Raw genomic sequence first — 6148 nt, forward strand, 5'->3', positions numbered from 1 at the left:
GCGGCGTCCGGGGCCTAGGAGCGTTCGAGGGTGGAGACGGTGTCGCTGTCCAGGGGCAGGACGTCGGGCGACAGCGCGCTCGCGTGCGCGGCGGCGGCGGTCATGCGGCGCCGGTGGTGGCGGCGGCACAGCACCTCGTAGCCCACTTCGTCGGCCGCCTGGTTGACGTCGCCGACGACGACCTGGGCGCCTTCGACGACCATGTGGCCGCCGACGGTGCGGGCGTTGTGGGTGGCGCGGGCGCCGCACCAGCACAGCGCCTCCACCTGGAGGACCTCTATGCGGTCGGCGAGCTCGACGAGCCGCTGGGAGCCAGGGAAGAGCCTGGTGCGGAAGTCGGTGGTGATGCCGAAGGCGAAGACGTCGAGGCCCAGGTCGTCGACCACGCGCGCGAGCTGGTCGATCTGCTCGGGGGCGAGGAACTGCGCCTCGTCGACGATGACGTAGTCGGCACGCCCGCCCTGGGAGAGGTGGTCGACGAGGTGGGCGTAGAAGTCCAGCTCGTCGGCGACCTCGATGGCCTCGGTGACCAGGCCGAGGCGGGAGGAGAGCTTGCCCGCGCCCGCGCGGTCGTCACGCGCGAAGATCATGCCTTCGAGGCCGCGGGCCGAGCGGTTGTGCTCGATCTGCAGCGCGAGGGTGCTCTTCCCGCAGTCCATCGTTCCGGAGAAGAACACCAGCTCAGGCATGGGGGGTTGCGGGCCTTTCATCGTGTGCGGGGCGGGCCGGCGGCGCGGGCCGCCGGGCGGTCGGGAGGGGCGTGGGCAGGGGTGTCGGAACGGGCGTCGGAAGGGCTAGGAGCGTACTTCGAGCAGCGGTACGAGCTGTTCGGCGGGGGTCATGGAGCCGTGGTTGCCGACCATCGCGGACTCGTGGGGCTCGGTCCGGGACGCGATGATCAGGGCGTCGTCGTGGGCGGCGGCGACGACGTCGCCGATGCGGCCGTGGACGCGCTCGTCGACGCGCGGGCCGAACCAGCCGGCGGCCACGGCCTCCTCGCGCCCGGCGACCCAGAAGCGGTCGCCGAGGACCTCACGCCAGACCGCGAGGACGTCGGCCTCGGCACCGGGGACGGCGTAGACGTGGCGGGCACGGCCCTCGCCGCCGAGGAGGGCGACGCCGGCGCGCAGCTCCCAGTCCTCGTCGAAGTCGAGGCGGGCCTGGTCGCCGAAGGGGATGTCCACCATGCCGTGGTCGGCGGTGATGTACAGGGCGCTGCGCGGCGGGAGCTGCTCGGCGAGGCGCTGCGCGAGCCGGTCGACGTACATGAGCTGGCCGCGCCAGGGGTCGGAGTCGAGGCCGAAGCGGTGGCCCTTGCCGTCGACCTCCGCGTAGTACGTGTAGACGAGGGAGCGGTCCCCGGCGGCCAGTTGCTCGGCGGCGAGGTCCATGCGGTCCTCGCCGGAGAGGCGGCCGCGGAAGGTGCCGCCGCTGAGCGCGACCTTGGTGAGCGGGGTGTGCTCGAAGGTCGGCGAGGAGACCTGGGCGGTGTGCACGCCTGCGGCGTGGGCGCGCTGGAAGACGGTGGGGTGCGGCTGCCAGGCGCCCGGGTCGGTCCAGGGCTTCCAGCGGAGCTGGTTCATCAGCTCGCCGGTGTCCGGATTGCGGACGGTGTAGCCGGGCAGCCCGTGGTCGCCCGGGGGCAGCCCCGTGCCGACGGAGGCGAGCGAGGTGGCGGTGGTGGCGGGGAAGCCCGCGGTCAGGGGGCGCCCGGTGCCGCCGCGGGAGGAGCCGAGCAGCGAGGTCAGGAAGGGCGCCTCGGCGGGGTGGGCCCGCAACTGCTCCCAGCCGAGCCCGTCGATGAGGAAGACGCAGACGCGGTCGGCGGGGGCGAGCTCGGGGATGACGGGGGCGAAGCCGTCGACCCCCTGGTGCGCGACGAGGGTGGGCAGCAGGTCGGCGAGCGATCCGGAACCGTACTGCGGCAGGGGCGCGGTGGCCGGGTCGAGGGGCTGGACGTCGTCCCAGCCGCCGACCCAGTCGGCAGTGGCCATCAGTGGCCGGCGCCCGTGCCGGCGGCGACGGCCGCCGTGGCCTCGGACAGCGCCTGCGCGAAGGCGAGGGTCTGGCGCACGGTGTCGGGGCCGTCACCGGCCTCGCTGACGCGCAGGCTCAGGTCGTCGGCGGTGGAGCTGCCGGTGTAGCCGTGGTCGGCCTCGCAGTTGGGGTCGCCGCAGGCGGCGGGTTCGAGGTCGATGCGGGAGACGGCGCCCCAGCCGATGGTGAGGACGACCTCGCGGGGCAGGGAGCCGGGGACGTACTTCTCCGGGTTGGCGACGACGCGGCTGACGACGACCGACGAGATCCGGCCGATCTTCACGGACTCGGTGGAGGTCGTGGCGTACGGGGTCGGCGAGGTGCTGTCGGCCGCCTGCTCGTCGGTGTGGCTGACGATGAAGCGGGTGTCGGTGAGGACGAGCACCGTCACGTGACGGCGTACTTCGTTCGCGTCGAAGGTGGTCTCCTGGTGGACCAGGTACGACCCGATGGCCTCGCCGCCGACCGCGGCCTCCACCGCCTCGGCCACGAGGGCCGGGTAGTAGCCGCTGCGCTCGATCGCCGCGCGCAGCCCCTGGGTCGTGGTACCGGTCTTTGCCATGTCGCCCATCCTACGACCCGGCGCCCGCCCCGAGGTGCGCGGTGGCGGCCCCGGGGGTCGCCGCCCGGGTCAGTAGGCGGGCAGGGTGCGGGGGCCGAGGTCGTCGCGGGCCGGGGGCGGGGCGAGGCGGACGGTGCCGCTGAGGACGGACAGGCCCTCCTGGGCGACGACCACCGGTTCCAGTGAGACGGTGACCACTTCGGGGTGGTCGTCGACGAGCCGGGAGACCCGCTGGAGGAGCTCTTCGAGGGCGGCGGCGTCGACGGGCGCGGACCCGCGCCAGCCGAAGAGGAGGGGCGCGGTCCGGATGGACCGGACCAGAGTGCGGGCGTCGCGGTCCGTGACCGGGATCAGCCGGTGCGCGGTGTCGCCCAGCAGCTCGGAGGCGGCGCCCGCGAGGCCGAAGGACAGGACGGCTCCGGCGGCGGCGTCGTGCCCGGCGCGCACGACCGTGTCGACGCCGCGCGCGACCATGGCCTGGACGACGGGCCGCAGCTCGGCGGGGCGGCCGAGCGCCTGTGTGAGCTCGCGGTAGGCGCGCCGGAGCTGGTCCTCGTCGGCGAGGTCGAGGCGTACGCCGCCGAGGTCGGGACGGTGGCGCAGATGGGGCGCGGTGGTCTTGAGGGCCACCGGGTAGCCGAGCCGGCGGGCGGCGTCGGCGGCGGCGTCCGCGTCGGGCGCGGGCAGGGCGGGGCGGACGGTGATGCCGTAGCGGCCGAGCAGGTCCTGGGCGTCGTCGGGGCCGAGGGTGCGGCCGTGCGGGTCGTCGCTCCCGGCGAGGAGGCCCTCGATGAGCGCGGCGGCGCCCTGCTCGTCGATGTCGTCGTACTCGGGCACCCTGCCGGGGTCGGCGATGTCCTGGCGCCACTGGGCGTACGTGACGGCCTCGGCGAGGGCGCGGACGGCGCGCTCGGGCGCGGGGTAGGCGGGGATGCGGGCGTGGGGCGGCGGGGTGGCGGCCTCCGGCGGGGTGGCGGGCGGCTGGTCCGCGGGCCGGGCGCCGGGCGCGTGGGGCTTGGTGCTCGCGGCGGCGGACAGGGCCTCGGCGAGGCCGCCGAGCTCCACGTGGACGACCGCGACGGGCTTGGTGGGGCAGGAGGCCGCGGCGGCGCGCAGCGCGGTGGCCAGGGTCTCGCCCTGGCCCCGGCGGCTGGACTCGCCGAGGGAGGGGATGACGGTGACGACGGCCGCGTCGCAGGTGTCGGCGGCGAGCGCGGCGCCGAGCGCGGCGCGGAAGTCCTCGGGGGTGGCGGCGGTGGACAGGTCGCGCGGGGGCAGCGGGCGCAGGCCTTCGGCGACGCACGCGTCGTAGGTGAGCAGGCCGAGGGACTCGGAGTTGCCGAGGATGGCGACCCGGGGTCCGGCGGGCAGCGGCTGGCCGGCGAGGAGCAGTCCGGCGTCGACGAGCTCGGTGACGGTGTCGACGCGGATGACCCCGGCCTGGCGGAGCAGGGCCGAGACGGTGGCGTGCGGGAGGCGGGTGGCGGCTCCGGCGTGCCCGGTGGGGGAGATGCCGCTGTGCCGGGCGCCCTGGACGACGACGAGGGGCTTCGCGGCGGCGGTGCGGCGGGCGAGGCGGGTGAACTTGCGCGGGTTGCCGATGGACTCCAGGTACATCAGGGCGACGTCGGTGTCCGGGTCGTCGTACCAGTACTGGAGCACGTCGTTGCCGGAGACGTCGGCGCGGTTGCCCGCGCTCACGAACGTCGAGATGCCGGTGAGGCCCGAGCCGCGCCGGTGCAGCCGGGACAGCAGGGCGATGCCGATGGCGCCGGACTGGGTGAACAGGCCGATGCGTCCTGGGGCGGCGAGTTCCGGGGCCAGGGAGGCGTTCAGGCGGACGTCGGCGGAGGTGTTGATGACGCCGAAGGCGTTGGGGCCGATCAGGCGCATGCCGTAGGAGCGGGCCTGGCGGACGAGCGCGCGCTGGCGGTCGCGGCCCCCGGGGCCGCTCTCGGCGTACCCGGCGGAGAGGACGACGAGGCCCTGGACGCCGTGCTCGCCGCACGCGGCGACGGCGTCGGGCACGTGCTCGGCGGGGACGGTGACCACGGCGAGGTCGACGTCCCCGGGGATGTCGCGCACGGAGCGGTGGGCGGGCACGCCTTCGACGCCCTCGGCGAGGGCGGCGTCCGGGAAGGCGCGGTTGACGGCGTGCAGGCGGCCGGTGAAACCGGCGCGCAGGAGGTTGCGCAGGACGGTGCGGCCGACGCTGTCCTCGGCGCGGCCGACGCCGATCACGGCGACGGAGCCGGGGGCGAGCAGCCGCTGCACGGAGCGCGCCTCGGCGCGCTGCTCGCGGGCGCGCTGGACGGCGACGGAGCGGTCGGTGGGCTCCAGGTCCAGTTCGAGGCGGACCACGCCGTCCTCGAAGCTGCGCTTCTGCTGGTACCCGGCGTCGGTGAAGACCTTCACCATCTTGGTGTTGGCGGGCAGGACCTCGGCGGCGAAGCGCCGGATGCCGCGCTCGCGGGCGACGGCGGCGATGTGTTCGAGCAGCGCGGAGGCGACGCCGCGGCCCTGGTGGGCGTCCTGGACGAGGAAGGCGACCTCGGCCTCGTCCGGGACGGGAGCGGGGGCGGCGTGCCCTTCGGGGGCTGCGGCCGGGCGGGAGGAGGCGGAGCGGCCCTGGGCGTCGATGCGGTCGTAGCGGACGGTGGCGATGAACTCGCCGCCGACGGTGGCCGCGAGGCCGACGCGGTCCACGTAGTCGTGGTGCGTGAAGCGGTGCACGTCCTTGGCGGACAGGCGCGGGTAGGGGGCGAAGAAGCGGTAGTACTTCGACTCGTCGGAGACCTGCTCGAAGAAGCTGACCAGGCGGTCCGCGTCGGTGGGCGCGATGGGCCGGATGCGGGCGGTGCCCCCGTCGCGCAGCACCACGTCGGCCTCCCAGTGAGAGGGGTACGCGTGCCGGTCCGCCGGGGTCTCCTCGGGGCCGTCCACCGGGGTCTGCATGGGGCAAGGGTACGGGTCGCGGGGGTGTCCGGGCCGGGGCAGTGTAGGAGGGGTCGAACGGCTGCCGGGTGGCGGAACGTAGGTTGTGGGGCAGTGCGTCAGCGGCCCCGCGGGAGCACCCGGGACGGCATGAGACACTGGTCTAGACAAGTGGAAGTTTCCTGGAAGGGCAGCAACACATGGCTGAGCGCCGCGTCAACGTCGGCTGGGCCGAGGGCCTCCACGCCCGGCCCGCCTCCATCTTCGTCCGTGCGGCCACGGCCTCGGGCGTGCCCGTGACGATCGCCAAGGCGGACGGCAACCCCGTCAACGCCGCCTCCATGCTGGCGGTGCTCGGCCTGGGCGCGCAGGGCGGCGAGGAGATCGTGCTCGCGTCGGACGCCGAGGGCGCGGACGCCGCCCTGGACCGTCTGGCCAAGCTGGTCGCGGAGGGGCTCGACGAGCTTCCGGAGACCGTCTGACACCGTCGGGCACAGCAGTGAGGAGCCGCGGGGGGGGGGGCCGGGGCCCCGCGGGGGGGGGGGGGTTGTTTAAAAACAGCCGGGCGGCCCGCGGGGGGGGCCTCCGGTGCGGCCCCGCCGACGCGCCCCGCGG

General features: G+C 75.4%; 5 protein-coding genes. 1 reads left to right on the forward strand and 4 read right to left on the reverse strand.

The window, feature by feature from the left end:
- Window positions 1–14 precede the first annotated feature (14 nt).
- From QK440_RS34090 to QK440_RS34105, 4 genes are all read right to left on the reverse strand, one after another.
- Window positions 15–689 (reverse strand): thymidine kinase, encoded by a 675-nt coding sequence (locus QK440_RS34090; RefSeq protein WP_282797125.1) that lies wholly within the window; start codon window positions 687–689, stop codon window positions 15–17.
- Window positions 690–794: 105 nt separating this feature from the next.
- Window positions 795–1994: a nucleotide pyrophosphatase/phosphodiesterase family protein gene (locus QK440_RS34095; protein WP_282797126.1), complete on the reverse strand. Its 1200-nt coding sequence runs from the start codon at window positions 1992–1994 to the stop codon at window positions 795–797.
- A complete protein-coding gene (locus QK440_RS34100) occupies window positions 1994–2599 on the reverse strand; it encodes a DUF5998 family protein (RefSeq protein WP_282797127.1) in 606 nt (201 codons plus the stop codon). Before QK440_RS34100 ends, QK440_RS34095 begins: the two co-directional genes overlap by 1 nt.
- Before the next feature lie 69 nt (window positions 2600–2668).
- Window positions 2669–5554, reverse strand: coding sequence for a bifunctional GNAT family N-acetyltransferase/acetate--CoA ligase family protein (locus QK440_RS34105; RefSeq protein ID WP_282797128.1), 2886 nt, complete (start codon window positions 5552–5554; stop codon window positions 2669–2671).
- A gap of 179 nt (window positions 5555–5733) precedes the next feature.
- Here QK440_RS34105 and QK440_RS34110 point away from each other — a divergent pair, with 179 nt between their 5' ends.
- A complete protein-coding gene (locus QK440_RS34110) occupies window positions 5734–6015 on the forward strand; it encodes an HPr family phosphocarrier protein (RefSeq protein WP_121406547.1) in 282 nt (93 codons plus the stop codon).
- The last annotated feature ends 133 nt before the right edge of the window (window positions 6016–6148 follow it).

Origin of the sequence: Streptomyces sp. CC224B, from assembly GCF_030010595.1 — a bacterium.
In the GTDB taxonomy this organism is placed as follows: domain Bacteria; phylum Actinomycetota; class Actinomycetes; order Streptomycetales; family Streptomycetaceae; genus Streptomyces; species Streptomyces longispororuber.